Below are 24,974 nucleotides of genomic sequence, written 5' to 3'. Positions count from 1 at the left end.
TACATGTCTTCTCCATGCTCTTAATTACCCCGATCTGGGCTGCGTTAAACCTTTCTTTTAAAAATAATTAAAGTAAAGTCATCACGCAGCTGCAAATCCTGCATTTTCTCTAGCTCTTTATAAACACTAGTCACAATGTCCTGTGCATCTAAATGGATGAATTTCTTAATGAGTTCAAGCAGCGATTCTCTTTCTATAAAACCATCCTCGGTTCGGCATTCCGTCACACCATCAGACATAAGAATGATCATATCTCCAACATCGACTGTTCGCTCATATTGTCTGTACTTCGTCTTCTTTTCAATCCCCAGCAGCAATCCCTTTGCAGGAAGCTCAGTAAACTCAGCACTTTCAGCATTGTAAAATAAACAAGGTTCATGACCCGCAGAAGCATATGAAAACACATGTTTTTCCGTATCATATATTCCATAAAACATGGTAATAAACATCGTTAGGTCAACGTTCTGTTCTACAACGCGATTTAAATTTTCGAGGACATCCTTTGGATTCATTCTATTTTCAGGTAAACTATCCATCGCATACTTTATCATAGACATACACAATGCAGCCGGGAGACCTTTCCCAATAACATCTGCAATAGCAATACTCACACTATTGTTTTCATCCTGCACAAAATGATGGTAGTCTCCATTCATATGTTTGGCAGGCACACTAATCGCCCCGATATCAAGACAATCAATATTTGGAATTGATGTTCCCAATAGTGTTTTCTGCACATTTGCAGCAATTTCCATTTCACTTCTAAGCTCCTGCTGGATATGCTTTAGATTTTGATGCTCCCGTAGCGCAAATCCATACCCAACCATTACCTCTAAAAGAATATCAAATGAATGAGCAATTTCAGGCTGCATATCTGGGAATAGATCAACGATTAGCTGCTTATGAATGCTTATTATTTCCTCAGGCGAAATCATATGTTCAATTGATTTCCGGCTGAATTTTTGACTGCTATATAATGATTGCTCCGATTGGTCTTTAAGATAATTGAGGAGAATATCTCGGTATTTATCCGCAATTATTTCTCGAAAATCCATTTATACTCCCCCTAACGGAGCCATTTGGTTGCTTTTATATCTGTACCTTTTCCAGGTTGTGAGTCAATGACAAATTCATCCATCAACCGCTTTACTCCAGGCAGTCCAGCTCCAAGTCCACCTGAAGTGGAATAACCATCTTCCATAACTTGACGCAAATCACTAATCCCGGGACCGCTGTCCGCTGCCAATATCTGCAACCCTGCTTTTCCCCCGTCGTATATCTTTTCGATGCACACTTGACCTTGGCCGGCATATAAATAAATATTCCGTGCAAGCTCACTGATTGCTGTTGTTATCCTCGCCTGATCGACCGTACCAAAGCCAAGGTCTTTTGCAACATTACGTCCCAGCTGCCTTGCTGCAACGATGTCCCATTCGTTTATGATCTTTACGCAGGATTGGTTTTCCATGGTTACTCCCCCAATTCCTGTTGTAGTTTCTCCAAACCTTTTTCTAGATCAATGGCAGTAAGGACATCATTCAATCCAATGCCCAGTTCAATGAGCGTAATAGCAACAGCAGGCTGAATGCCAGTAATAACAACTTTAGCTCCCATCAGTTTGGACATATCTATTACATCGCCAAGTACCTTAGCAATAAAAGAGTCTATAAAATCAATGGATGTTAAATCAATAACAACCCCATTTGCGCTTGTGACATGAATTTTATTCAGTAAATCTTCCTGAAATTGCAGTGCTGTCTTATCATCCAGCTCCCATTGAATGGATACAAGCAGGCAGTTATGCAGTTTTAAAATAGGAATTCTCGGACTTCTCACTCTGCTTCCTCCACCTTAACAATTTTTCTTTTTGTTATCTCAAGTGCGGCTTCTACACCTTTTTTGAGTGTATTTTTAGTCGTAATTTGATTTAAGTCAATTCCAAGATTCACAATCGTTTGGGCGATCTCAGGACGGATGCCGACGATCATACACTTTGCACCTACAAGTCTTACTGCATCTGCAGCCTGTATAATATGATGCGCCACCATTGTATCTACAACAGGAACACCCGTAATATCGATTAACACCACTTCTGAACGGTGCTTGACTGTTCCTTGGAGAAGATTCTCCATAATTTGTTTCGCTCTCTCAGTATCTATCGTTCCAACTAAAGGCATTACCGTTATATTGTCAAATACCGGAATAAGCGGAGCAGATAACTCTTGGAGAGCTATCTTTTGCATAGAAACCGTTCTTTCCCATGTCGAAGAGTACATATTGACCATTTCGTTAACCATTGGATTCATCCAGCGATCAAATTCAAAAACGGTATCCATTTGATTCTCGTTATTGACTACACCTTCATCCTGCATCTTTTGGAAAACAATTTTCCCAAAAATATTTAAGGCCTTTGTTACAAAGCTGAGCGGCCAGCCAAGACGTACTACTTTTTCTGAAAAATCCGATAATCTGGAAGTGAATTCTTCCGTCGAATTTTTTACACTCGCGATAATAACATCTATAAATTCATAGCTGGTTGAATTGAATACTTGATCAGAGACAACTTTTACAACACGTTCATCGCCATTTTCCTTCAAGGACTCTATCCATTCATTAAAAATCTGGTCTTTGTTTTCTTGAATATAATTTAAGATTACGCTATTCATTATGTCCTCCCCATTTTATCATATAAAGAATATGCACATTCCCAATACTTGGCATTGTAAAACAAACTCAAAATTTGTAAAAGAACAAACATATATGTAGTTTTTATAGCAAAGTTATTACTTATATTTCGTAAGTAGAAATAAAAAATGATATATATGACTTTTTTATATACCCGCATTACTTATAAGTTAAACCTATTTTGTTTTATTTTCTCAAACAGCTTTTAATCAAACTATTTTTTCTCATTCTTCTACTTACATTCTACTGAAATGGCTCAGAAATCTCTAACCATATATTCTTTTCTTCCTATTATAAAACCTTCATTTTTAAATCATTGAAAAAAAAATCGCCCCCTGCTATGGAGCGATCACATTTTATAATTAAAATTCGATGAGTCCTAAACTAATTTGCAGGGCTTCATCCACTTTCTCCATCATTTCGTCATCGAGATGGGTAATCTTATCGGTTAAGCGCTGTTTATCAATTGTACGAATCTGTTCTAAGAGGATGACTGAATCCCTTTCAAACCCATAACGTTTCGCATCAATTTCAACGTGAGTAGGCAGCTTTGCTTTTTGGATCTGGGCCGTTATTGCTGCAATAATTACTGTGGGACTAAACCGATTCCCGATGTCGTTTTGGATGACCAATACTGGACGTACGCCGCCTTGTTCGGAACCAACAACTGGGGATAGGTCTGCAAAATAAACGTCACCACGTTTGACAATCAATTTATTAGCCTCCGCTTACAAGACGTTCAACTGTGTGTTCTGCCTCATATTCCGCTTGAAATGCTTCAGATGCAATCGTCAAATTTATTTTTGCCATTTCCATATAGCCGCGTCTCATGGATTCGCGAATCTGTCTTTTTTTCCGTTCACGCAAATACATTTTGGTCGCTTGATAAATGAGTTCACTCCGATTAACGTTTTCCTGCTTTACAAAGCCGTCTAACTCGGTCAAAAGCTGCTGCGGCAGCTCCACCATAATCTCTGTTGTTGTGCTGGACTCAGACACAAACATACACCTCCACCATCGCTACACCATTTTATATCTACCATTTCTAATAGTACCATTATTCCGGGCAGTTGCAAAGACTATTCATCAATTCTACTGTATTATCTGCTAAGAAAATAAGATTTTATGCAGGGAAATAGAAAAATAAAGTCATTCCTTACAATAAAACATCATTTCTAATTTCTATGATGCTTCCCTCTTGCTTATACACTCTTGGGATTCTTCTTGAAATTAAGCAAGTAACTTCATAGTTGATGGTATCAAGCTTTGCAGCGATTTCATTCACCGGAATGATTTCATCTCCCTGCTTGCCAATCAAGGTGACCGTGGTGCCAACTTCCATTTGATATGGCAGTCTCACCATACATTGATCCATGCAGATCCTTCCAACAATTGGAACCCTTTGCCCATTTACAAGTACTTCCTGCCCCTGTAATTTCCGGATCCAGCCGTCTGCATAGCCAATTGGCAGCGTGCCAATCCACTCATCCTGCTCTGCCGTGTAAGTCGCTCCGTAGCTTACTTTATCACCTTTATTCAGTCTTTTGACATGAATTAGCTTGCTATGGAGTGAAAATGCTTCATTTAAAGGAAAAGGCAATACCTTTTCCATCTCTGTCGAAGGTGTCAGTCCATACATAGCAATCCCTAATCGAGCTACATTAAAATGAGCTCGGGCGAATCTTAATCCCGCTGCACTATTACTTGCGTGGATCAGCGGAGGAAGATCTTTTATCCATGAAAGCATCTCATCAAATTGCTGCAGCTGCTTTGAGAAATATTCTGTCTCCAGTTCATCCGCCGTGGCAAAGTGCGTGAAAATACCTTCAAATGTAAACAGACCGTCATCCATCAGCACACTCTCGATCTTTGCCCATTCTTCCTGTGAAGTGATGCCTATTCTCCCCATCCCCGTATCAAACTTGACATGAATTCGAAGAGAAGGACAATCATCTAAATAGGCTTTTGCTTTTTGAAGCCAGTCGCTTTGGAAAATGGTAAGAGCAATATTTTCCTTTGCCGCAAAACATGCATGTTCCGGCCTGCTTGCGCCTAATACAAGGATCGGTGCTGTAATGCCTGATTTTCTAAGAGCAAATGCCTCATCCAGTGTTGCAACAGCCAAATATTCGGCACCTGCCTTTAAGGCTGTTTTAGCGATCGCTAAATCTCCATGCCCATAGGCATTCGCTTTAACAACCGCCATTATTTTCGTCCCTTTTTGAACATGCTTCTTCATTGCCTCTACATTATATGTTATCTTATCAAGATTTATTTCTGCCCAAGTATCTCTGAAAAATTGATTCTTATCCATCTCCATACCTTCACTTCCTCATTCTTCCCGTGAAATATTATGTTAAATTATCAGTCTCTTGCAGGGGGAATGTCAAGAAATGAAAGGAATCTTCTTATTTATGTACACAAAGCAGGCAGTTCTTTTTTTCGTCTCACAACCGTTCAGTCAGGTTAGGCTGCCCACTCTTCTCGGCACATGTTTCTGCAAAAAGTTTTATATATGCTTTAAAACATCTGTGAAAAATAAACGGATGAATTCCGTCTATTTTATTAAATGTAAGCATTTGGAGTAAAATAAGCGGAGTTTTTTCGCTTATTTGATCATAATTACTATATTTAGTTGGATGTAGAGGAGTTAACCGGAAAATATCCCCTTATTTTTGCTTTTTGAACTCTAATTTTCAAAATAACCGGAATTTCTCCGCCTATTCCTTCGAGAAATCAAACATCAAAGCACGCCTGCTTCTTCCAAGAAAACAGACGCATAAAGACATTTATCACCCCACTGCAAAAGTGCCACGGAAACCTGATGCCATTATGCTCGCTCTTAATTTCAGCAAAAAAAGAACAGGCTGCTTTTAAACAGCCTGTCTGCTTTAGCAGACTGAAATCAGCCTGCTTCTTATTTTACTACGTCCCCTTGAACGGATTGAGCAACTGAAAGCATTTCTTCTTCCGTTAAATCATTGGAAGCAAGCATATATTCAACTCCCTGATAGGTCCAGGAGATTGTATTATCAGTCATCGCGCCGATTGTAAAGCCAAGATCAACAGGCTCTCCACTTACGGAAGTCGCCATGCTGGATGTCTCCATAGCAACTGCCTTTTCTTGGATTAACGTATAGGATTTCTCGCCTTTATAGGTTAAGATAACCCGTTTTCCATCCTCAGTTTCAACTTCTGTCTCCTGAAGCTCGACACCTGAAAGTTCATATTCAGGATACATAACAGAAAACTCATCAGACTCATTTTCTGCTAAAACTGGAACCGTATTAAGCTGAGCACGAGTCATATTCTTCTGCATATCAAAGTCGTTTTGATCTAGTTTTTCATTGAATTTCACTTCTGTGAAATCAACTGTTACAAGGGCATTTCCTTCTGTATCCATTACTTTAACACTCACTGGTGATAAATCTGACTTCTTCAGAGTAATTTCCTGAGTCGGAAGCATTTGGCTGTTTTGATATCTTGTTTTTGTTTCAAAAACATACTGATCTTCCTTAGCCGTAAATTTAGCTTCCTGATCCTCTAAAATATCCTTGACCAGTGACTCATATAAATACGCTTGGCTGCTGTTTTCAGGCCATTCACTTTGGAACTTGAAACTTTTATTTAAGGCAGGCGTTAATACAAACACCCCTTCATCATTGCGAAGGATCATTTGACTTTGTTCCTTTTGGGCATTGACTAAATTCACACGATAATAGGACGGATCTTTGTGCCAAACTTCAATGTCATATGTTTGCGGATCTGTGCCCATCTGCAGTGTCATCTTCGCTTTTGCCTTATAGCTCTCAGCCTCTTCCACTTTTTTGCTAAGATCTTTTGTAACATCCTCCTGTGATTTCGTGCCACAGGCTGCTAAAGTCAAAACAATACCTAGACCGGCAAGCAGCAGCAACAACCTCTTCTTCATTCCTTCAACCCCTTTTGTCTCGATTCGGCTTTTCGCCTTATGCGTTTCCTTGGCCTTGTCTCTTCTACGCACTACGAATATATGAGACAACCTTAGGAAATATGCTAGGAGGAATGACAAGCTTTTATTTTTTCATGGAGTTTGTTTCAAACTTAGCATTTAAAATGGGAGACTTTTTTAGATCATCCTTATTTTCATCATTAATCTTCAATAATAACCTGTGCGACTGCATAGTCTTTACTATGAGAAATAGAAAGGTGGACACCATGCTGAATCGGTTTCATGATGGATGGTTTACCTCTTTCATCTTTGGCTATTTCTATATCCTGAAAGGAGAGGTCACTGCCGATCCCTGTTCCGATTGCCTTAGAATATGCTTCTTTAGCAGCAAATCTGCCTGCCAGAAATTCAACCTGACGCTTACCGTGCAGCTGCTCAAATTGCTGATATTCTGAATAGGTCAGGATTCTCAGTGCAAATTTTTGCTGCTTGTCCACCAGCTTTTGAATTCTATGCAATTCAACAATATCTATGCCGATTCCTGTTATCATCTTTTTTCCTCCTTGTTCTTCATGCAAAAAAGGTGCTGAAACAGCCAATTCGGGCTATTATGATACTAAATCACTTAAGGACTCATAACGAATTTTAAGGGGGCTATTCATGTTTGTAAGAACGGAAAGCTTTAAAGAATTTATCCGCTACTATCCTGTCATTTCAACTATTATTGCCATTCACATTGTACTCTATCTTCTGACAGCATTGCCGATTTTTCCACCCGGCTGGCTGATGGAACGCTTTGCTGGAGTAAATCTTTATATTGTAAACGGCGAATATTGGCGACTGCTTACACCCATTTTTATGCATAGCGGCTTTGCTCATGTCCTATTCAATAGTTTTTCTCTTATTCTATTCGGACCTGTATTAGAAAGAATGCTTGGGAAAGGGAAGTTTGTTTTCTTATATTTGACTGCTGGAATTGCAGCCAACCTCGCCACTCTGCTGATTGAGCCTTTAACGTATATACATGTTGGGGCAAGCGGAGCCATTTTTGGCTTATTTGGCTTTTTCGCATCGATCATCGCTTTCCGTAAAGATCTTCTATCAAATGAAAATAAACAGCTGATTATTACCATCACTGTTATTGCTGTCATTATGACGTTCATGCAGTCAAACATCAATATTACCGGGCATTTATTCGGGCTGCTTGCAGGCTTTTTAATTGGCGCTGCTACTCTAAAAAAATAGCCGTGTTCAGCAAAGCTCAAATTAATAATTAATGGGCGCACTTGCTCCACTTTAATCACAAAAATACCCGAACGCAACATAGGAGATGACTTAAAAATATCTTCTATTCGCTCGGGTATTTTTGTGTTTCTGTATCATTTTTAGTATAAATTACAATCGGTCCTCCACTTTTTCTGTATACGAATACCATTCGTATACCTGCTGTACATCTCGTTTTTCCAAGTCAGCGACAGTCCCGCCGCTTCCCCCAAAACCTGACATGACCGCTGCATCAGCTGTTGCCAAATCGGCTCTTTCTTGAAAATAACTCTGTTCCATTGATAGCTTCTGAATACGATTTTTCTTCATAAATACCGTATTTTTAAGGAGACCGCGGTACCGCAATGTTAATTGCTGCCCATGTATTCCCCATCCCGCATCCTTATATTTTAAATAAGAAAGAAAAAGGGAAAACGGCAATAAAAGAAGAGCAAAATATCCCCAAGGTCTGAAAAAAAGAAGCGGCAAAACCATTGGCAAAATAGATGTCAGGAACCCGCGAAAAAGGTACCGTACACACGATCTGCGAGGCGCCGGCGTTAATATAGGTTCAAAAGCATAATCTGTCAGGTATGGTTTTAAGATGTCTGCAATGCGGCTTTTTTTTGTAATAGGCAGAAGCAAAACACTTGAACTGCTTGCATTCTGCAGTGAACCCCCTGCACTTTCCACATATACACTGGCAAATCCAAAAGGCTGCCGCAGTAAGTTTTCCGTTATCTTAACTGCTTGAATCCGGTTAAACGGAATTGTAAATTGCCGTTTTTCCAGCAAACCTCTTGTAATAATTAAATCATTATCCACTTTCTTCACTGTAAAATCAGCATACTTAAATAAAGAACCGATAAGTGCAATTAGCCATGCGATAAAGAAAACAATAAAAATGACAATACTTATAAAAAGAATTCCGTTTTTAATAAAATGTTCAAATTGAGCAAAAATCCGTTCATACGGAAGCACTTCATCCAGCTGCAGGATAAATGCTACTACAGCCGAAATTACTACCCCTGCACCGCCAGAAGTAGATGAAAGCAGCAGCAGCTCACCTGGTGAAATTTTGTAAACAATATCTTCTTTAGGCTCTGCGGACAGATCCCTGTCATCATCCGCATCCGATGCTTGACCTTTAGAATGCAGAAGAGCCTGCTGTATGAGCGAAGCTTCCTGCTTGTTAATGGCTGTTAAAACCGCCTCTGCATCACCTTTTCCACTTGAGCCTGCTGTTTCCACCTTCATTTTGACCAAGTTAAATGGACGCTGAAGAATGCCTTCTGATGTATCCAGGCTTTGGATCCTTTCAAACGGAATATACCTTTTCTTGCGGACAAAAACCCCTGATTCTATGCGCAGTTCACCTTCCTCAATTCGATAAGTGAACCGCAGCCATGTAATAATACCTGAAAGCAATAGCAGGAGAATCACAATTCCAGAGGTAATGAATTGGAAGAATCCTCCCTCACCCCCAAATATAATAAGAACAAAGACGGGCAGCAGCAATTCCTTAAGACTCTGTAAAAAATTAGCCACTGCGGCAACCGGATGAAGTCTTTTTGGTTCAGACATCATCTGCTGCCACCCTCGCTAGATTTGAAATGAAAAATCGCAGCTGCTCTGCTTCATCCACATCAAGGGCAGGTATTTCGTGAACAGTCGCCGCAGTTGAAATAGCTACTGTAGCTAATCGGTATTTACGCAGAATAGGACCTTGCTGTGTATCTACATGCTGCACACGGATCATTGGGATCAATGTGCTTTTAATAACGAATACACCATGCTGAATCTCGATTTCATTTTCCCTTACTTCATAGCGCCAGCGTTTCCACCTTAAACTTGGAATTAACATAATAAACACATAAGCATAGGCAGCGAAAAAAATAAGCGCTGCTCCAATAATCCAAAAAGGCCAATCAAATATAATGGTTAGGGCAATTGCTCCTCCGGCAGCTAAAAAAGCAAGGATGGAATGAATGGCGCCCGCAATTCGCCATACCTTTAAGCCTCTCTTTGAAATGCGTTTTTGCGGTTTTGTAATCATCCGGTACCTCCTGAAAGTCTGATGAAAGTCTGATCATTGATACATTTAGTATACATGACATATAAGTTCGTTGTATTCCTTTAAGTGGAATTTCCCTTATTGAATTTTATTATACGCATAAAAGGCAGAATGATCACTTAATGCAGCTATCTCTTATCCTAAGCATGCGAACATGGTTTTACTTTTTAAAATCCTAAAAAAAGAGAGAGCCAAAAGGCCCTCCGCTTTAACGATACGTATTTGAATTTGAATTTGAATTTGATTTATTATTACTGTTATTGTAATTAGATCTTTTGCCTGCATGACCTTGGCGAGGTTTGTATTGTCCATTTGAACGGTTTCTTTGCCCGCCATTATAACTTTTGCTGCGGTCATAAGGCTTTCTGTCGCGCTTCATTGGCAGCGGCTTTTCTTCTGTTAATTTAACAGGTGTTGTGTCCGGTTCCTTCGTCAGCATCTTAAGCATTGCTTGAACAACTGCAACAGCATCCTGATTTGCCAGTAATTCTTCTGCTGTTTGCTTGTAATAAGAAAGGTTGTTTTCTTCAATTGTTTGCGCCACTTTTTCAACGACAGCCTTTTGCTGGCCTTCCAACGCTTCATCAAGTGTTGGAGCATCCATGCGTTCCATTTTACGCTTTGTTGTACGCTCAACCACATGCAAATAGGATTTTTCACGCGGGTTGATGAACGTCATTGCTACACCTTCTTTACCAGCACGCCCTGTACGGCCAATACGGTGGACATAGCTTTCTGGATCTTGAGGAATATCAAAGTTATATACATGCGTAACCCCTGAAATGTCCAAGCCGCGTGCAGCTACGTCTGTAGCAACTAAAACGTCAATAGAACCTTCCTTAAACTTGCGTAAAACGGAAATACGTTTTGCCTGGCTTAAGTCACCGTGAATTCCTTCAGCCATATAGCCTCTTAGCGTCAAAGCCTCTGCAAGCTCATCAACCCGGCGCTTTGTCCGTCCAAAAACAATCGCAAGCTCTGGTGACTGGATATCAAGCAGTCGTGTCAGCACATCAAATTTATTCTTCTCTTGCACTTCAATGTAATATTGATCGATAAGTGATACTGTCATTTCTTTTGCTTTTACACGAACAATTTGCGGTTCTTTCATGAAGCGAGCTGCCATTTTGCGGATCGGCTCTGGCATTGTAGCTGAGAATAGAAGTGTTTGACGTTCTTCAGGAATGCTGGATAGGATCGCTTCAATATCGTCAATAAAGCCCATATTCAGCATTTCATCCGCTTCATCAAGGATCGCAGTATGCACGTTGTCTAAACGAAGTGTTTTACGCTTAATATGATCCAGAATACGTCCAGGTGTTCCTACAATGATATGAGGTTTATTTTTTAAAGCGCGGATCTGTCTGTTGATATCCTGGCCGCCGTATATAGAAAGAACTCTTGTGCGTTTTCCAAAGCCAATCTTATACAGTTCTTCAGATACTTGAATCGCCAGTTCACGAGTTGGAGCAATGACAATTCCTTGGATTACATTTTTTTCATAATCAATTTTATCAATCATTGGAATTCCAAATGCAGCTGTTTTCCCGGTTCCCGTTTGGGCTTGACCGATTAAATCTTTATTTTCCAGGCTAAGTGGAATGGTTTGCGCTTGAATTGGCGTCGCCTCTTCAAATCCCATTCTATTTAAAGACTTCATTGTAGCTGGGCTTATGCCCAAATCTTGAAACTTTGTCACTATATTCATTCTCCTTCTATCAATTGAAAAATATTTTCTGTGATGCATGCAGGATTAACACTCATAAGACAGCCGCTCCCATGTGGATGCTGCCGATCACTGAAACCCGCTTGAGGAAGGATGAGGAAACGAAGGTCCTTTCAAATTTATGCAGAAAGCACTTTTATCAGTTTTGTTATTGTTTAGAAACCGGTTTTAACCGGTCAATTTTACCTAACTTATAACACGAAGACGTTTGTCATCCTAGACCGTTATTCATGAAAAAAGACATTCTCCTAATACTGGAGTATGTCCGGGTTTCTGAGAAGTCCTGTGAAAACTATAACTTTAATCTTATCACCGATAATGGTTCATTGCAATGGTATGGTCGCGGTACTTAAGACGTTTTCACGTCTTCTCCCTTGTTTTCTAAGAACTCTAATACCTCTTCAAATAATTTCTCATTCTCACTGCAATGGCATATAAGGTGTTTTGAGTCTTTAATGTAAATTAATTTCTTCGTTTCAGTTCCGATATGGCGATAAAGAAATTCAGCGCTTTTAGGAGGAACAACGCCATCACTTTCTCCTTGAGCAATTAGGGTAGGAACATGGACTTGATTTAAGATGGGTCTTACAGCTCCAACAAGACGACGAAACTGAAGTGTAGCTGTTATGGGTGTAGCCTTTATTTTCCTGGAGTAGCGGACGAACATTTCATTTTTAAGCAATTTCCCTTGAAAAGCATCGGATAACATTTCTCTAACGTCCTTCAAAAGCTGCCGGGGATTTACATAATAAGCAGCTGCACTAAGCAGAATCAGACGGTCCACTTTATGATTTGCAGCCAGATAGCTGGCGATTAAACCGCCCATAGAAAAACCGATTACATACACTTTGTCGCATTTTGCACTTAATCTTTCAAATTCGTCTTCAGCATGCTGGATCCATTTACTATATTCAATACCTTTTAGCGCCAAGCTTTCTCCATGCCCAGGCAAGGTAGGAACAGCGATCTCCCAATCCGTATGCTCTCTTAAGTAAGCAGCAATCGGTTCTACCTCGAATGGAGCACCTGTAAATCCATGAATACACATACATCCAATCACCTTAAGCCACCCGCCTATCTCCATAATTGTTATTATTGTATCTCTTTCCTCTATTTCTTACTACTGAAACCCATTTAAGTTTGCAAGTGATTTCCACCCCATGGTACTCACATTCCCGTATGGCGAGTGCTGAGCCTCCTAGTCGCACAAAAAAATCCCCTGCCTAAGGGGATTTTTGGTCGAGCTAGTATTTTAACCATTTCACCATTTCTTTTAATGAAGCATTTTTGCCATAGATCAGAATTCCGATGGAGAAGATCTTGCCAGCTAACTTCATGCAAATCCAGATACTTGCGATCAGGATGGCAAGTGAAATACCGATCTCGACCCAAGGCCAGCTGTCAAGCATGGACAGTCTCATAAGCAATACACCTGGTGAAGAAAGCGGGAAGTACGTGCCGATTTGGGCAATGATTCCGCTTGGATCTGATAATACAGGACCGATAAAGAGCAGTGGCACAAATGGCAGCATAAAAACAAATCCTTGAAAATTACTTGTCGTATCAACATCTTCAAATGTAGCGCCAATTCCTGCGAAAATCGCTGCAAACAGCAGATAGCCCAGAATAGAGATAAAGACGAAGAACAATGTCTCAGGAACAAATAAATATTCAGCAATCGGAAAATCTGATTTCCACAGTAAGAACGGAAGAAGAATAATCACCCATACAAGCACCTGTGACATGCCAACTGCGAAATAACCAATGATTTTCCCTTGCATAAGTTCTGTCGGCTTTAGGGAAGAAAGGATAATCTCTGCTACTTTTTCCTTTTTTTCCTGTGAAGCACTCTGGAAAACCATCATTCCTGTCATGACGATCGAAAACAGGATGACACCGCCAAATATTCCTGGCACTAAACGCGTCAGAGGATCTGTTCCCTCATCTGTATTTTGGCTCATTTCAGTTTGATTGATCGATATATCTCTTGCAATATAAGCTGCTACTTCATCAGATAATTCTAACTGACTAATCCTGAACTGCTGGAGCGGCTGAAGCAGAATATTTACTTCCTGGCTGAATTCGCCTTCCATGCTTTCGTTCGTGTAAACGGTCAGTAAACCTTCTTCTAAAGCTTGTTCATCGAACACAATATAGGCTGTATTTTCATTATTTTGAACTTCATCTAAAATGCTTTCCTGGTTCTCTGAGGTAATCTCAGTGTCCCATTCAATGCCTTGTGCCTCAACAAGTGCACCCATACTCTCCCAAATCTGCAAATCATCCTGGATATAAACAGTTGGAGCCTCTGGTTCAGATTCAAATGAATCTAATAGATTGGGAAGGGAGTAGAATATGATAAACATAAGTGGAGTAATCAGCAAAGAAATGATGAAGGATTTATTTTTAACATTCTTTTTAAATTCCCACTTAGCCACTTTCATACTGTTACGCATGCTGATCATTCCTTTCCAGTAAGTTTTTATCCGTTGCAATATCAATAAAGATTTCATGAAGGGAAGTACGGCTGATGGAAAGCTCCTGAATGTTTATCGTTTCAGGCAATTGACGCAGCCACTTAGCCGGATTGATATCCTGCTGCAGATAAAGAGCAGATGTTTCCCCGTTTTGTTCTACTCTGTTTACCTGCGGCAGCTTTTCCAGACTAGCGATCGTATTCTGACCTCTCAATGTGCACTTATAGCTGCCGAATTGCGCCTTAACTTCATCAAGTTTGCCATACACTACTTTTTCACCGCGGTGAATCATGAAAAGGCGATCGCATAGCTCTTCAACCACATTCATCTGGTGTGCAGACAGCAATATGGCCGTACCGGCTTTAGCCAGTTCTTTAATTTCGTTCTTCATCACATCTTGGCTGACCGGATCTAGACCAGAGAACGGTTCATCGAGGATCAGCAGCTCAGGTTCATGGATAATCGAAGCGATAAATTGAACTTTTTGACCCATCCCTTTAGAAAATTCCTCAATCGTGCTTTTCTCTTTCCCTTCCAAACCTAGCTTTTTTAAATAATATAAAGCTCTCTCTCTAGCCTTCTTTTTGGGATAATCCTTTAATTCTGCAAAATAAAGAATGATATCCATAATTGACACTTTCTTATATAAACCGCGCTCTTCCGGCAGATAGCCAATTTTATTTTTAGGGATCTCTCCAGTTTTCATTCCCTGGTACGTAACAGAGCCTTCATCAGGATACATAATGCCTACAATACTTCGAATGGTTGTAGATTTACCTGCACCGTTCGGTCCGAGAATAGCAAGAATTTCTCCTTTTCTAACTTCAAATGAAATGTCCTTAATGATTCGTTTATCTTTAAACGATTTTCCTACACCTTCGACTCTTAATGTTTCTGCAGTCACTTTATTCCGCCTCCTCTGAAAGTATATACGAAATGATTTCCTCTATATCCAGTGGTTCTGATTGCAGCCAATTGATTCCCTTTGCCGTCATATATTGCTCAGCTTTTTCCGGTTCGCTGACACATATGACTCTATCATTCTCACGATTCACTTCACCCGGCAGATAGCTTGATAGTGGCTCTTCAAGCCAGTAGCGTTTATATGAACCGTCTAATTCGTCCTTTACATAATGACCGATAAGCTGACCGTTTTTCATAACTGCTATATAATCCGCCAGCTTGCGGATATCCTCTGTCTGATGACTGGAAATAATCATGACTTTGTCTCCGCGATCCATCCATTCAATAAAGAAGTTCAGTAAAGTTCTTTTCGCTGGAATATCAATATGTGCGGTTGGTTCATCCAAAATAATAAATTTTGTATCACGTGCAAGAGCCAGAGCAAGACAAAGCTTTTGCTGCACTCCCTGCGAAAGCTTTGCAAACTTTTTATCCAGCGGAAGTTTTAGAGATTTTGCGATTTTGTCAAAAAAGCTCTGATCCCAGCTTGGATAAAGGCCTGCCATTAAAGAAACAAGCTCTCTTCCCCGAAAAAAATCCCAGCCTATTACTGTCTGCGGCTGATAAGCGACAAGCTGCTTCCACTCTTCATTTTCAAAGCTGACAGCCTGCCCGCCAAGTTCAATCGAACCGCTGTCAGCGGGTGCTAAGTTCATCAGCATTTTTAATAGCGTACTTTTGCCTGCTCCATTGTCACCTGCAATAACGGTAATGGTTCCTGTCTCAAATTGCAGATCAATGGGTCCAAGCTGAAAATCATCTATTCTTTTAACTGCCGCCTTCACCTTTACATCATTCATGCCTAACTCACTCCTTTCTCTTTCAAAACTGCTATGACTTCCTTAAATACTTCTTCAATCTGTTCTAATGTATAATCATGACGAAGCGCTGTTTCAACACTATTCTCAATTGCTTTATACACGGCAGAAACCTTAACCTCCTCTTTAATGGAAGCAGAAACATCTGCTACAAATGTCCCTTTTCCTTGTGATGTTTGAATAAAGCCTCCATGCTCCAGATTTAAATAGGCTCTTCTTGTTGTAATCACACTGATTTCAAGATCTTTTGACAAAGCTCGAATAGAGGGAAGCGGTGTTCCTGCAGGCAGCTGCCCGCCGGCGATTAACGCTTTCACCTGCTCTTCAATTTGATGATAAATCGGTGTTTTGGAATCTTTTGAAAGACGAATTGGTAATTGCACTCCTTCGCCCCCTTCCATCTGCATTCATTATTTTAAGTAATTCATTTTTCTAATTTGCTTTTCAGCATAGTTTTTAAAATATTTGATTGAAACGATTGAAAGGATCACACTGCTTATAATAGAAACTGCTGGCCACTTTTGCGCAGCTTCTATACTTAAAAACACAATGCCCTTCCCCGCCCAAAAATGGACTCCGAATATAGCGCCAAGCAAACTGCCAAAGAATAGGATCGTATATGCTGCATAAAACCATTTGTTTTTTGTTGTTGTATCTCCAACATCACTTGCAGGAAAAAGGGCTCCTCCTATAATCCCAAAACTAATCCACATGATGAAAAATGCTGCAGCTGAAGCTCCTTGCAATTCAGCTTGATAAAAGTCCGAGAAAACAAGCATAATGGTCAGAACAACGATATTAAACGGGATCGCAAAGATGAAGTAAACCAGATAACGGCTGATAATCAATGCTTCTCTTTTAACCGCGAGCTGATTAAGCATTAAGAAGTAAGGCGCAGCATAGACACCTTCATCTACTTTCTGAAACTGAATCTCTTTCGGTCTCATCCAATAGGTCATACACCAGAAATTAATAATAAAGAATAGGTCATACAAAAAGCTCATCTCTTCCTCAATTGCTACCGTGAAAAAAAATCCAAATATAAGTGCAAAGGGTAGCATGAGCCAGAGCCTCTTTGCTGTTTCTTTCACCTCGAATTTTGCGAGCCACCAAGCTTGCTTGATTTCTGCCAATCGAAAAACCTCCTTGCTTTAACTGTTATACTGTTTATATCTATATACACAGTATATGAAAAATAATAACAGTTATCAACCCCCTTTTTGATATTTTTAGAAAATTGAAGTTTATTAAGGGCCGAAAAACATAAGAAAAAGCCGATGGTTATGCCATCGGCTCTGCTTATAATTTTAAGACTTTTTCTAATCTCGCACGATTAAATCGCTGTACGATGATGATCGGTAAATTAAAAACCAATGCATATACAATCATTAGCATTCCTGCCCAAAAAGGATTCCATAGAAAGAACAAAAGAGCAGGAAGCATGGAAAGCCAGTGATTAAACTCTGCCCGCCGCGATTCATAAACATATAAACGCAGGTGATTTTTTGACTTGCCTATTATGGCTGATTTCTCAAACCCCTGTCCAATAATCTTTGTACCATCTGGTATGCGATCCTTCCACCTTTTCACATGAAAATGGCGATCCCAAAATGCGCCAGAACGTTCCCAGTTTTGAATCTTATATAAATCATTATTCTTCATAAATTTTTCAATCGGAATGGTGACGGTCCATAACGAAAGAATAATATGGATAAACGCCCATGCAAGAATATTGATCACCAAAAGCCACAATAAAGGTAACTCTACAATCGGCATGTCCCCTCACCTACACTCGAATTTTTCTTCCCCGCCATTCCACAGCATGCTTTATATTCGTTAAATAAAAGGAACGAATATAAATACATGTAAAAAAGATAAACAGGAGCGGATAGCAAAGGATCGCAAGCCAATGAAAGGATCCAATCCTTCTGGCATGCCAGTATAAAAGCATAGTATACAAAACATACAGCACGGTTGAGATGATAATCCATGCCGATGATATAAGAAACAGTGATGAAGCCCATAATGCTGCTGACACAAACGCCCCTGCAATCCAAATACTGATGAGCGTGATTACCAATGGATGTGTTGATTTAGATGCTGTTGCAAAGCTTTTTGACCACCCGTCAACCAACGTTCGCATTCCTTCTGGATACATTCTAAATAGGATTGTTCCTTTTCCGCTTACACATCTTACAGGATAACCAGATGACATGTATAACTCTCCTAATACAAGATCATCCATTACTGCATCTCCAACTTCTTTGTGTCCGCCGGCAGAAAAATAATCTTCCCGATTCGTTAAAATGCACGGTCCAAACGAACCAGCACTTTTCAGCTTCGATTGAAAGGGAGTGAACGTATTCATCCCAGCAAAAACAATCATATTAAAGACAGCAGATAATTGTTCATAGCCTTTTTTCATAACATGATAAGGCTGCAGGGATAAAATACCCCTGCTCCCTTTGATCACATATTCTTGCACTAAATCTCTTAAACTATTGGCATGAACGAATTGCGTATCAGCGTCCAAAAATAATAGAAGAGGAAACCCAGCTTTCTGTGCACCCTGCCAGCAGGCAGCTGATTTCCCTTTCCAGCTTCCCTCTATTTCTGAACTGTTAAAAACGAAAGCACCATATTCTCTCGCAATCCTTGCTGTATCATCGGTCGATTCATCATCAATTACAATCAGCTCAAAGCGTACTCCTTCTTGCTTAGTGATGCTTTCCAGCAGCGGCGGTATCCGTACCGCTTCATTTCTGGCAGGAATAATAAGGGAAACCGCTGGCATTTGCTTTTCTATATGACCAGGTGGAATCGCAGGAATACGCCATAACATAAGTGCCCCTGCTAAAAGGCCAATGACCGTAAGAGTGAGGCTAATATACATAAGAACTGTCAGCATCCATACACCCCTTTAGAACGAGCTGGTATCAGCCTGTATGATTTTATCTCTGACTTGCTGGCCGCTTAACGTAACCATCGGCATCCCACCGCCTGGATTGACGGTTCCACCTACAAAATAAAGGTTATCGTATAACTGGCTTTTCTTAGGATGCTTGAAGCCTTTATTCTTCTTTTTATCAGAGACCGTACCATAAATCGAACCTCTATGAGATCCATACATCCTGTGAATATCATGCGGTGTCCACATATCTTCAACGACAATATTCTTCCGTAAATCCGTTAACCCCATATGCTCCAGCTTCACTAATACCTTCTCGCGGAGATTCCTATAATCACTCTCAGTAAAAGGCTGATCCTGAATGTAAGGAATATGGGGAAGCACTTTCAGGTTTTCATGATCTGGCAATGTCTGGGCTGGATCTGTTTTATTCACGTTGACCAAATAGATCGTTGGATCATCTGGCAGTTTCTTTTGATGAAAAATCTTATCCATTTGTTCTTTTAAATGACTGGAAAAGAAAAAATTATGATGTGCCAGCTGCGGATAATGCCCTCTTACTCCTAAATGGAGAACAAGCCCTGAACTGGACGGCTCAAACTTTTCTTCTAATTTATTTATATAGCTTTTTGACTCGCCTAATAGCTTTTCATATGCCGGAATTACTTCCATATTGGAGATATAATAATCTGCCTCATACTTGGTTCCATCTTCTAGGAGCAGACCTTCAATAGAGTTGGATTTCTTCATGAGCTGTGCGACCTTCTTGCCGAGCTGAATATCGACTCCTATTTCCTTTGCCAGCTTCACCATGCCATCTGCGATACGGTGCATGCCGCCTGGCACATACCAGACTCCCTGAGCATGCTGCATATAAATCATCATATTTAGAATGGCAGGTGCATCATACGGTGAAGAACCGACATATTTAATAAAATAAGAAAGCATGGTTTTTAAATTGTTATTGGTGATATAACGGTCAATTGCCTCTGACATGGTTGCAAACAAATCAAACCCTTTCATAGACTTAAATAGTCCATGCTTTTTTATTACCTCGAGTGTCGTATCCAGTCCATCTTTAAAATACCCTTCTTCAGTTATTTCGTATAAGCCCTTGGCATAAGCTAAGAATCTTTTATATTCTTGGATGTCTTTCTCCGTTAGAAATTGATTCTCGGCTGCCATCGTATTTAAATCACCATATAAATCGAGGATTTCACCATCCGGAAAAAAACTTCTCCATTCATGTTCAACTTTTTGAATAGTAATATAATCCTTCATATCCTTGCCGCTGCTGCTAAAAAGCCTTTCAAAAATATGCGGCATGGTTAAAATACTTGGCCCCAAGTCAAAACCGAATCCTTCCATCTCCAAACGGTTCAGCTTTCCGCCAATATGCATGTTTTGTTCAAGAAGTGTTACATCGTAATGACTTTGTGCAAGAGAAATTGCTGCGGATAAGCCCCCTAATCCGCCTCCTATGACAATCACCTTTTTTTTCATCATCTTGACCCGCTCCGTTCACGCTTGCTTTCAAACTCGATCATAGTCAAACTCGCAATTCGTTCAACATCTGACCGTTTAATTGAACTTTTTTCAGTGAAGCAATTATAGTTTTTATGACGAATAATGGATAAATATTGCCGGTAAACACGCGCTGCCATTAAAACCTGAAAGCGGCTATCTGCTGCGAAAAGGGAGATATGATCTTCAAAAAAATCATATTGATCCTCAGCTCTCCCCGCTAATCTTTCCCATAGCTGAATAAATGAATCATTAATAATATGCTTCTCTAATTCTTTCATCGAATAGTTGAAGCGATTCATTTCACTTATTGGCAGATAGACACGCTCAAGCATATCGAAATCTTCGCCGATATCTCTTAAAATGTTTGTCATCTGCATGGCAATGCCTAATTGAACTGCCGCTTTCTCCGCTTCAGGCTTTACCTTGTCTGTCAGAATAGGAAGAAGCATTAATCCTACAGATCCTGCAACAAGATAACTATATATCTCGACATCATCTATGGTGTTCATTGCGTTAAAATGGATATCCATCTTCTGACCTTGAATCTGATGATAAAAAGGTTCTATTTTCATAGGATAACGATTAAACACATCACGAAGCGCCCGCCATAATGGCGTGCTTTTTTCCTCGAAGTGTTCAAAGGAGCGAAGATCATTCTCAAGCTGCTGCAGCTGCTGTACTTTTTCTTCCTTAGTCAAAAACGCTTGATCTAAAATATCATCTGCACTCCTGCAAAACGCATATATAGCAAAGACCGCTCTCGCCTTTTCTTCCGGCAGCTGTTTAAAGGTATAGTAAAAGCTATTCGAGTATTGCCTGATAATGTTCTCGCAATAGTTGTAATCTTGATCGAGCTGTACCTTCATTTGGCTAATCACTTCAGGCACCTCCTTCAGTTAAAGCACTGCCGAGTGTTCCATCATCAAGCATCAGCTCATCTGCTGCAATTTTGGCAGACAGCAATACAATTGGCACTCCGGCTCCTGGATGGGTGCTGCTTCCGGTAAAGTAGAGGTTCTCACAATTTTTCGCCTTGCTTTGAGGGCGTAAATGATTGCTCTGCATTAAGTTCGGCCTTAACCCAAAACAGGCTCCATTATAGGCATTCAGTTTTTCTTTAAAGTCCACTGGCGTCATATAACTTTCGGAAACTATTTCATTCTCAATATTTTCGAATCCCTCGATGGTCTTTAGCGTATCCAGCACCTTTGTGCGATAATAGCTGATCGTTTCCTCATCCCATTTTTCATCGCCTGTTGATAAATCAGATACAGGCACAAGAACATACAAACCATCCTTGCCTTCAGGGGCCATCGAAGGCTCGATCTTTGAACCCATATACACATAAAAAGAAGGGTGTTCGATGCGTTCTCCAGAGAAGATTTGATCAATATTTTCCTTTAAATGTTCACTGAAAAAGAAATTGTGTATCGTATCAACCTGATCATACTTCTTATCCATTCCCACATACATGAGGAAGCAAGAGCAGGAATATTTCATTCTATCAATCTTTTCATCTGTGTATTTCTTGCCTTTTGCCTTCTGATCCTTCACCAGGTTCTTCATTGCATGAGGAAAGTCAGCATTACACATTACATAATCACTGTGGATGATTTGATCGCTAAGTTTGACTCCCCTTGCCGCTCCATTTTCAATCAGTATTTCTTCGACTTCCGTTTGATAGGTGATCTTTCCGCCTAATTCGACAAACAGTTTTTCAAGAGCCTTTGCCATTGTATGCATTCCGCCTTTTAAAAACCAAACACCATAAAGAAGTTCAATCATCGGTATGATGGAATACAATGATGGCCCATTATAGGGTGAAACACCTATATATAAAGTTTGAAAACTCAGCATATGCTTTAATCTTTCATTTTTGACATACTTGCCAATAAATTTGTCAGCACTGCTTAACGTTCTTAACTTCATCGCCTGCCGAAGCATAAATGGGTTATAAAAATCGCTCGCATTACGAAATGGACGCTGAAGGAAGTGTTCCTTTGCCACAATAAAACGCTCATAAATCTTTTGAATATATGTTAAGAAGCCCTGCGCGTCACGATCACTAATGGTCTCTAATGTTTCCATTAAATGCGTCAGGTCAGATGAGATTTCATAACGATCCTCTTTGTCATTGCCGAAGAATACCGTATACATAGGGTCAAGCCTTTGCATCGGAATATAATCATCAGGATCTTTTCCAGCGAGTTCGAACACTTCTCTGTACAATTCAGGCATCATGACTAGTGTTGGACCTAAATCAAATGAATAGCCGTCCTTTTCAATTCTGTTCATTTTCCCACCTGGCAGTTTCCCTTTTTCAATAACTTCCACGTTATAACCTGCATGCTGAAGTCTAATGGCACTGGCCAATCCAGCAATCCCTGCACCAATCACAATTACTTTTTTTCTCATAGTTAACTCCTTTAGGTTTAATGTTTTCTACTTTGTGGTAAGGATGAGTTGGGTAGGAAAATCGTATTAAAATATAAAATGTAAGTTTATTATTATTCAAAGTGACACTAGTGTCAATTAAGATGATTTTTAAAAATTCGACAAGGACTTCTAATGTATTAGCGCTAAAAATCAATACTTTGAAGGCTTATTTCATCATGCACTTCTCTAACTTTTGTTCATGTTAACTCTATGATTGGGATACAGTTTTAACCCTTTTCTCCTTACCACTTAAACACTTTCACAATAAAACCTATGAATAATCGAGTAGGAGGGAGTGATTAACTCCCGACCTCTCACACCACCGTACGTACGGTTCCGTATACGGCGGTTCAATTAAGATGAGTAACGCAAAATTTCATAACGAACTTGCAGACTTTTCAGCCCTTGGCTTTCCCAATAGGAATTGCCGAGGGTTCTGTGTAATATGGGGCTTTTCGAAATACGCCAGTACCCTTTTCGGGTGTTTCCCCACTCGTATGCTTTTCCATATGGCACTTTCAGCCGAGTAAGATTTCTGACCCTTGTTTGAGGTTTCTTCCAATCCTTCCATAGACACATCCTTAATCTTCTTTTAATCCAGCTATCTAATGATTTAAATGTGGAATTTGTATCTGCTAAGGCAAAATAACCGCACCATCCCATTAGATATTGGTTTAACTTCATGATTCTGTATTCCATGGAATATGGCATCTTCCTTGAAGTAATTTCTCGTATTTTCTTCTTCATTCGAACTAGACTTGTTTTCGCAAGACGAACCTTTGGTTCTTTGTGATTCGTGAAACTAAAACCTAAGAACTTTCGATTCCAAGGGCGGTCTACTGCTGATTTCTTTTCGTTTACTTTTAAACGAAGTTTTCCTTCGATAAATCTTTGTACACTCGCCATTACTCTTAGCCCCGCACGTTCTGTTTTCACATAAATATTGCAGTCATCTGCGTATCGAACGAACTTATGTCCACGTTTCTCCAACTCTCTATCAAGTTCATCAAGAACTATGTTTGAAAGTAAAGGACTTAAAGGTCCACCTTGTGGTGTTCCTTCTTCTGTACTTGAAACCACTCCATTGATCATGACACCAGCTTGGAGGTATTTACGAATAAGTTTTAATAATGGTTTATTTGAAATTCGTTCCGCTAATGTCGCCATTAGTCGGTCATGATTGACCTTATCGAAGAATTTCTCTAAATCCATATCAATCACCCATCGATAACCTTCCTTCAAATAACCCTTTGCTTTCCGAACCGCGTCATGGGCGCTCCGATTTGGACGGAATCCATAACTGTGGTCCGAAAATGTTTTGTCATATTCCTTCGATAAAATCTGCGAGATAGCTTGTTGAATCAAACGGTCTGTCACGGTTGGGATCCCTAGTAAACGCACACCACCATCTGGTTTCGGGATTTCGACTCGACGTACTGGTTGCGGTTCATAAGTTCCCTTCAAAATCTGCGATTTAATGGTTTCCCAATTTTCGAGGATGTGCTGTCGTAGGGTTTGTACGGGCATCATGTCTACTCCATGGCTTCCTTTATTCGCTTCTACTCGCTTTAGCGCTTGTATCATATTTGGCCGTTCCAGAATTTGATCCAACATCGCCATTTCGTTCCTTTCCGTGATTAGCTTATCTTCTTATGCCCACCTGAACTCCACCCTCCGCAAATACCCTCGTGGAATTCACCACTACTTTCTAAGCGTGAGGTTCTGCTGTTTTCTGTGTTTATTCGTTCTAGGTGGAAAGCCAAGGGCTAATCTCTCTTAATTGTTCAGTCCTTCCGAGTAATTCTAGACTTACTCGTACTATGACCTCTGCTGACTTCTGACAGTTCAGCTACTTGTCACCAAGTAGGTTATGAAGGGAACTTCACGTTTCTGTCAGACCTCCCCGGGTAAGCGCATGCACTTTCACACCATCTGTCCGCCTCATTTACTGAATATGACCTTCGACAGAAAGAACTTTGTTTTGTTATGCAAACTCATTCAATCATACCTAGCCTTATATGAGATTCGTGTTCCTCGGACCGGTGTTTTGCCTCCAGCTTCCTTCAGATTCCGCGTCACCACGGACACCCTTGCTTTTAGCTAACCTCTACTTCTGTCTTCGAGGTTCGGGACTTACACCCTATAGTTCATGCGCATGCCGGGCGC

General features: G+C 40.2%; 25 protein-coding genes. 1 reads left to right on the top strand and 24 read right to left on the bottom strand.

The window, feature by feature from the left end:
• Positions 1-44: 44 nt before the first annotated feature.
• The 9 genes from J1899_RS01975 to acpS form a co-directional block, all read right to left on the bottom strand.
• On the bottom strand, positions 45-1,055 hold the full coding sequence (locus J1899_RS01975; RefSeq protein WP_214477187.1) for a PP2C family protein-serine/threonine phosphatase: 1,011 nt from the start codon (positions 1,053-1,055) through the stop codon (positions 45-47).
• Between the two features lie 11 nt (positions 1,056-1,066).
• The gene (locus tag J1899_RS01970; RefSeq protein ID WP_214477183.1) at positions 1,067-1,468 is read right to left on the bottom strand and encodes an anti-sigma regulatory factor; all 402 of its coding nucleotides are present in this window, start codon (positions 1,466-1,468) and stop codon (positions 1,067-1,069) included.
• A 2-nt stretch (positions 1,469-1,470) separates the two neighbouring features.
• Entirely contained in the window at positions 1,471-1,836 is a 366-nt protein-coding gene (locus J1899_RS01965) for an STAS domain-containing protein (RefSeq protein WP_066450646.1), read from the bottom strand.
• Positions 1,833-2,666: an RsbT co-antagonist protein RsbRA gene (locus tag J1899_RS01960; protein WP_214477181.1), complete on the bottom strand. Its 834-nt coding sequence runs from the start codon at positions 2,664-2,666 to the stop codon at positions 1,833-1,835. Before J1899_RS01960 ends, J1899_RS01965 begins: the two co-directional genes overlap by 4 nt.
• A 381-nt stretch (positions 2,667-3,047) precedes the next feature.
• The gene (gene ndoA / locus J1899_RS01955) at positions 3,048-3,398 is read right to left on the bottom strand and encodes a type II toxin-antitoxin system endoribonuclease NdoA (protein ID WP_019156408.1); all 351 of its coding nucleotides are present in this window, start codon (positions 3,396-3,398) and stop codon (positions 3,048-3,050) included.
• Between the two features lie 4 nt (positions 3,399-3,402).
• Positions 3,403-3,684, bottom strand: a complete 282-nt coding sequence (locus J1899_RS01950) for a CopG family ribbon-helix-helix protein (RefSeq protein ID WP_066451796.1) — start codon at positions 3,682-3,684, stop codon at positions 3,403-3,405.
• A 157-nt stretch (positions 3,685-3,841) separates the two neighbouring features.
• Positions 3,842-5,005, bottom strand: coding sequence for an alanine racemase (gene alr, locus J1899_RS01945; RefSeq protein WP_214477179.1), 1,164 nt, complete (start codon positions 5,003-5,005; stop codon positions 3,842-3,844).
• A gap of 597 nt (positions 5,006-5,602) precedes the next feature.
• Positions 5,603-6,616 (bottom strand): LolA family protein, encoded by a 1,014-nt coding sequence (locus tag J1899_RS01940; RefSeq protein ID WP_214477177.1) that lies wholly within the window; start codon positions 6,614-6,616, stop codon positions 5,603-5,605.
• Between the two features lie 200 nt (positions 6,617-6,816).
• Positions 6,817-7,167, bottom strand: a complete 351-nt coding sequence (gene acpS, locus J1899_RS01935; protein WP_066450655.1) for a holo-ACP synthase — start codon at positions 7,165-7,167, stop codon at positions 6,817-6,819.
• A gap of 109 nt (positions 7,168-7,276) precedes the next feature.
• On the opposite strand from acpS, the gene J1899_RS01930 reads away from it, so the two are divergent.
• Entirely contained in the window at positions 7,277-7,861 is a 585-nt protein-coding gene (locus J1899_RS01930; RefSeq protein WP_066450658.1) for a rhomboid family intramembrane serine protease, read from the top strand.
• A 150-nt stretch (positions 7,862-8,011) separates the two neighbouring features.
• On the opposite strand, the gene J1899_RS01925 is transcribed toward J1899_RS01930, so the two are convergent.
• The 15 genes from J1899_RS01925 to ltrA form a co-directional block, all read right to left on the bottom strand.
• The gene (locus J1899_RS01925; protein WP_343216735.1) at positions 8,012-9,466 is read right to left on the bottom strand and encodes a PH domain-containing protein; all 1,455 of its coding nucleotides are present in this window, start codon (positions 9,464-9,466) and stop codon (positions 8,012-8,014) included.
• A complete protein-coding gene (locus J1899_RS01920) occupies positions 9,456-9,935 on the bottom strand; it encodes a PH domain-containing protein (RefSeq protein ID WP_066450662.1) in 480 nt (159 codons plus the stop codon). The genes J1899_RS01925 and J1899_RS01920 overlap by 11 nt, the downstream gene beginning before the upstream one ends.
• A 226-nt stretch (positions 9,936-10,161) precedes the next feature.
• A complete protein-coding gene (gene cshA / locus J1899_RS01915) occupies positions 10,162-11,652 on the bottom strand; it encodes a degradosome RNA helicase CshA (protein WP_066450664.1) in 1,491 nt (496 codons plus the stop codon).
• A 376-nt stretch (positions 11,653-12,028) separates the two neighbouring features.
• Positions 12,029-12,739 carry an alpha/beta hydrolase gene (locus J1899_RS01910; protein WP_214477175.1) on the bottom strand — a complete coding sequence of 237 codons (711 nt, stop codon included), beginning with the start codon at positions 12,737-12,739 and terminating at the stop codon, positions 12,029-12,031.
• A 184-nt stretch (positions 12,740-12,923) separates the two neighbouring features.
• Positions 12,924-14,135 (bottom strand): ABC transporter permease, encoded by a 1,212-nt coding sequence (locus J1899_RS01905; RefSeq protein WP_214477173.1) that lies wholly within the window; start codon positions 14,133-14,135, stop codon positions 12,924-12,926.
• On the bottom strand, positions 14,128-15,060 hold the full coding sequence (locus J1899_RS01900; RefSeq protein WP_066450677.1) for an ABC transporter ATP-binding protein: 933 nt from the start codon (positions 15,058-15,060) through the stop codon (positions 14,128-14,130). The genes J1899_RS01905 and J1899_RS01900 overlap by 8 nt, the downstream gene beginning before the upstream one ends.
• A 1-nt stretch (position 15,061) precedes the next feature.
• A complete protein-coding gene (locus J1899_RS01895) occupies positions 15,062-15,919 on the bottom strand; it encodes an ABC transporter ATP-binding protein (protein WP_214477170.1) in 858 nt (285 codons plus the stop codon).
• A 2-nt stretch (positions 15,920-15,921) separates the two neighbouring features.
• Positions 15,922-16,320, bottom strand: coding sequence for a GntR family transcriptional regulator (locus tag J1899_RS01890; protein WP_066450688.1), 399 nt, complete (start codon positions 16,318-16,320; stop codon positions 15,922-15,924).
• 27 nt (positions 16,321-16,347) lie between these two features.
• Positions 16,348-17,070, bottom strand: a complete 723-nt coding sequence (locus tag J1899_RS01885; RefSeq protein WP_214477167.1) for a hypothetical protein — start codon at positions 17,068-17,070, stop codon at positions 16,348-16,350.
• A 166-nt stretch (positions 17,071-17,236) separates the two neighbouring features.
• Positions 17,237-17,713 carry a glycosyl-4,4'-diaponeurosporenoate acyltransferase CrtO family protein gene (locus tag J1899_RS01880; RefSeq protein WP_214477166.1) on the bottom strand — a complete coding sequence of 159 codons (477 nt, stop codon included), beginning with the start codon at positions 17,711-17,713 and terminating at the stop codon, positions 17,237-17,239.
• Between the two features lie 10 nt (positions 17,714-17,723).
• Entirely contained in the window at positions 17,724-18,845 is a 1,122-nt protein-coding gene (locus tag J1899_RS01875) for a glycosyltransferase family 2 protein (RefSeq protein ID WP_246586557.1), read from the bottom strand.
• A gap of 12 nt (positions 18,846-18,857) precedes the next feature.
• The gene (locus J1899_RS01870) at positions 18,858-20,351 is read right to left on the bottom strand and encodes a phytoene desaturase family protein (protein WP_214477164.1); all 1,494 of its coding nucleotides are present in this window, start codon (positions 20,349-20,351) and stop codon (positions 18,858-18,860) included.
• Positions 20,348-21,250, bottom strand: coding sequence for a phytoene/squalene synthase family protein (locus J1899_RS01865; protein WP_214477162.1), 903 nt, complete (start codon positions 21,248-21,250; stop codon positions 20,348-20,350). The genes J1899_RS01870 and J1899_RS01865 overlap by 4 nt, the downstream gene beginning before the upstream one ends.
• Position 21,251: 1 nt before the next feature.
• Positions 21,252-22,787, bottom strand: a complete 1,536-nt coding sequence (locus J1899_RS01860) for a phytoene desaturase family protein (RefSeq protein WP_214477161.1) — start codon at positions 22,785-22,787, stop codon at positions 21,252-21,254.
• Between the two features lie 375 nt (positions 22,788-23,162).
• Positions 23,163-24,422, bottom strand: coding sequence for a group II intron reverse transcriptase/maturase (gene ltrA, locus J1899_RS01855; RefSeq protein WP_214474158.1), 1,260 nt, complete (start codon positions 24,420-24,422; stop codon positions 23,163-23,165).
• Positions 24,423-24,974: the final 552 nt, after the last annotated feature.

The sequence above is a fragment of the Cytobacillus gottheilii genome, from assembly GCF_018582665.1.
In the GTDB taxonomy this organism is placed as follows: domain Bacteria; phylum Bacillota; class Bacilli; order Bacillales; family Cytobacillaceae; genus Cytobacillus; species Cytobacillus gottheilii.
Note: the sequence above shows the minus strand (reverse complement) of the source record. Positions and strands in the feature narration are given on the sequence as shown.